This is a genomic window from Mesorhizobium intechi (assembly GCF_002879535.1).
Lineage (GTDB): Bacteria > Pseudomonadota > Alphaproteobacteria > Rhizobiales > Rhizobiaceae > Mesorhizobium > Mesorhizobium intechi.
Window position 1 is genome coordinate 1 of the sequence record NZ_PNOT02000246.1, and the last position, 3240, is coordinate 3240.

The window sequence follows — 3240 nt, forward strand, 5'->3', positions numbered from 1 at the left end:
ATGTACTTCTTCAGGTCCTGCTTCTGCGATAACCGCTACCGTCTCCCCGTTTGAAGGGTCATCAACCTCGATCCGTTTGCCGGACGAACAATCTCTCCACTCCCCATCGATGAAATTTTTGATCACTTCTGCGCTCGACATCGAAGTCCTCCAGTTTACCCATTATCGGATCCGAGCCGGTCAAAAGAAGCGCAGGCTTTCGCTCTTGGTGAGTCATTAGGGAGACTCCTTCGCATTTGCGCGTTTCGGGCCTGCAGAGCATTAGGGCGGCTTGCAGCGGCTCGGGCCTAATTAATATTGGCCGTTTGTGAGCCGGACTCAGCTATTCTGGAGCCGAACCTCTCACGGTAAGTTGGCCGCGGTTGCAATGCCCCCGGGGTGGTTCAAAAGGGCGGGGTTGGCAGTTTTACAACTTATCTAGCACCCTTGAAGATTACAGCTTCAGGAGCTGGCCATGGCCGACTATTGGCTTCCCATATTGCGCGAGCCTCAATGCGTCCCACAGCATAGCCTGGTTTGCAGTTATCACTGGCTTGCCGAGGCGCGCCTCCAGACGGTCGATTATGCTTGAGGTCCGAAGGAGGGTGCATGGGATGAAAAGAGCTTCAGCCTCAGAGGTATTGAACGAGCAAGAGGCCTCGAAGATACTTTCCGGGGAAAGTCCGGCGATGTCGGAATCGTTTTTGCAGTGGAATGAAGCAGACGCGCAGACCGAAATACCCGACCTGCTGAGGGCCTCGGTGACGACAGCGCCCACCTGATCGATATAAGGTGTGAGCATGGCGATGCGTTTCACCCCGAGCCTGTCGAAGGCGCGCAAAGCTCCTGTCATCGGTGAGGTTAAGGAGGCCCCGGGTCGGGTTGTCTGTAGCTCCTCTTCCAGCCTTTTCTGCGAAATGATGGCTGATCCCGATGTGCAGGCGTAGGCGAATACTTTGACGACACCTGGCGGGTCGAATAGCTCGCCAATCTTAGCGATCTCATCAACATGGCGGCAGAGGTTTTCGACAGTACTGGGCTCGTGATGCTTCATCCTGGCGGCACAGAAGCTGATGATGTCATCATGCATCATTCTGCGCAATTCAAGCTCTGTGAGGACGTCGTTGGACGGGGTTATCAATCCGATGACGGTCTCAGTTGCCACAGCAGGATATGATGGCTCAACGTGAGTGGTGTAGAACGCAGTCTCACTAGGCATCTCAAAGGTCTCCGTGCGTACGATCCGTTTCCGGATTAGACTCGTACTTTCCGATATGTCATCCCTGGTTTTTCGCAGAGCGGCTGCTGCTGAAATTGGCTGTGCTAGAGGCAGTTGCCCACCTTTAGCACAAAAGTTTTCAGCGATGAGCGCAGACCCATTCCGTTGTTGTATCGCCTGGCAACGCCTTCTCGTCGTAACCATCTTCTGCCGCAGCCTTCATCATCTCAGGCGTTCCGAGATAGCGCTTCAGTTCGGTATTGAATTTTGCCACGAAATCTTTGTCTGAATTCCTAAATCCAATACCTATCCAAGCGGACGATTCCTCCGGCATCAAGGCGGGATTGGTGGCCTCCACCTTCCCTCCAGATTTTTTGGCGATATCCTGGACAACTGTATAAGACGTCACACCAGCGGCTGCTCGACCAGCGATCACCGCCGCAAGAATCTCGGTACCTCCTGGAACCTCCATAATCTGCGATGCGGGCACGCCCAGCTTCTTAGCGATCTCGATGCCAGCGTAGCCTGCCCCAGTCACCATGGTCGCACTCTTAGTCACCAAATCCTTGTATGTAGTGATTTGTTCTGGATTTCCAGTTTTGACCATGAAGACATCTGTTTCTTTGGAAACAGGCTCCGAGAATGTTATGTTGTCGCACCTCTTTTTATTAATATACATGCCACCTGTAATTAAGTCCAACCGACCGGCTTGTAGCCCCGGGATCAACCCACCCCAATCGGTCACCACAGGCTCGATATTGGTGTAACCCATTGAACGAAGAACCCCTTCGGCGATGGCGTTTACGTACCCCAGAGGCTTGTTGCCCTCACCAGGATATGCCTGCGGCGGCTCGGAAGCAAAGCCGAGACGAATTGTCTTGCCGCTTGCCACGCGATCAGCAAGGTCACCTGTGTAAGCGGGCGCCGTCAGACCAACGACGACGAGCCCCATGCTCAGAAAAATCTTGATCATACGTTCCATTTTGTTCCCTTTTCTTGTTCTGTTGAACGCGCGCCTCTCGGCGGCGATGGGCGTTCTTCCTTGCAGTTCGAGCAAGAAACGCTTGCATTAGGTATGATAGGCCATTTTAAGTGCTCCTTTCTGCGAAGAACGCAGCTCTTGGGCGTTGCAGCTGCAAAACTCCCCCCCAAGCGCAGAGATCCTGCGTGCGCGAGCACCGTCGAAACGGAAGCCTTAATACGCTGAGCAGATCGGTGGAATGGTGCGGAGGGCACGGGTAGCATCTTCGCAAGGCGAGAGACCTGAGCCTCTCCGATGCCTTCAGCCGCGCCGGAAGACAATCTCTGGATCTTGATCCAGAAGGCGGTCGTCGAGGGGCGCAAGAGCGAGCAGCAGGCCGCCGACCAGAGCAATTGCATACCCGACCCCGGCCGCAATCAACGTGTTGAGGGTAGCCCACAGCAACTGTGGCAGGATGTCCTACGTGAAGTCCCAGCGCCAGTTGAACGTCATGCCCTTCCAAGCCTCCGGGCAACCAAGCGTTCCGCCCAGCGCATCATCGGGGTTATGAGGAACCTGGCAAGGATGTAGTAGATAATCAAAGCTGTTCCAAACGCCTGAGCCGACAGATAGGTCGAGGCATTGATCTGGCGTGTCTGGAACATGAGATCGGCGACCGAGATGAGGGACACCAGGGCGGTTCCCTTGAGAAGCTCGATCAGGAGATTACCCCAAGGCGGAAGCATGATCGCCAGCGCTTGCGGCAATATGATCCTGCGCATCCTCACGCCGTGCGGCATCGACAGCGCGGTTCCCGCTTCCCATTGTCCGCGCGGAACTGACTCAATGGCGCCGCGGACAATCTCGGCGCCATAGGCACCGATATTGAGGCCGACGGATATGTAGCCGGCGGTGAAGTTCGGAAGCGTTATACCAAACAGCGGCAACACGAAGAAAATCCAATATAGCTGCACTAGCAGCGACGTTCCGCGGAACATCTCTATGTAGACAACGCTTACACTCCGGATAGGCCATTTGCTCGACAATTTGCCGATGCCTGCGGCCCCGGCGGCAGCTACAG

The 3240-nt window shown here is 55.0% G+C and carries 3 protein-coding genes; all 3 read right to left on the bottom strand.

The features are described from left to right. Positions 1 to 433: 433 nt before the first annotated feature. Positions 434 to 1198 carry a maleate cis-trans isomerase family protein gene (locus C1D09_RS21825; RefSeq protein ID WP_143976257.1) on the bottom strand — a complete coding sequence of 255 codons (765 nt, stop codon included), beginning with the start codon at positions 1196 to 1198 and terminating at the stop codon, positions 434 to 436. Between the two features lie 139 nt (positions 1199 to 1337). Continuing rightward, a complete protein-coding gene (locus C1D09_RS21830; protein WP_143976259.1) occupies positions 1338 to 2180 on the bottom strand; it encodes a transporter substrate-binding domain-containing protein in 843 nt (280 codons plus the stop codon). Positions 2181 to 2668: 488 nt separating this feature from the next. Continuing rightward, positions 2669 to 3240, bottom strand: a 572-nt coding sequence (ehuC, locus tag C1D09_RS21840) for an ectoine/hydroxyectoine ABC transporter permease subunit EhuC (RefSeq protein ID WP_143976258.1), incomplete at its 5' end; no start/stop codon positions are given.

Excerpts from the sequence above, each read along its gene's own strand:
- C1D09_RS21825 (WP_143976257.1), bottom strand. The coding sequence starts at position 1,198 with ATGCCTAGTGAGACTGCGTTCTACACCACTCACGTTGAGCCATCATAT.
- C1D09_RS21830 (WP_143976259.1), bottom strand. The coding sequence starts at position 2,180 with ATGGAACGTATGATCAAGATTTTTCTGAGCATGGGGCTCGTCGTCGTT.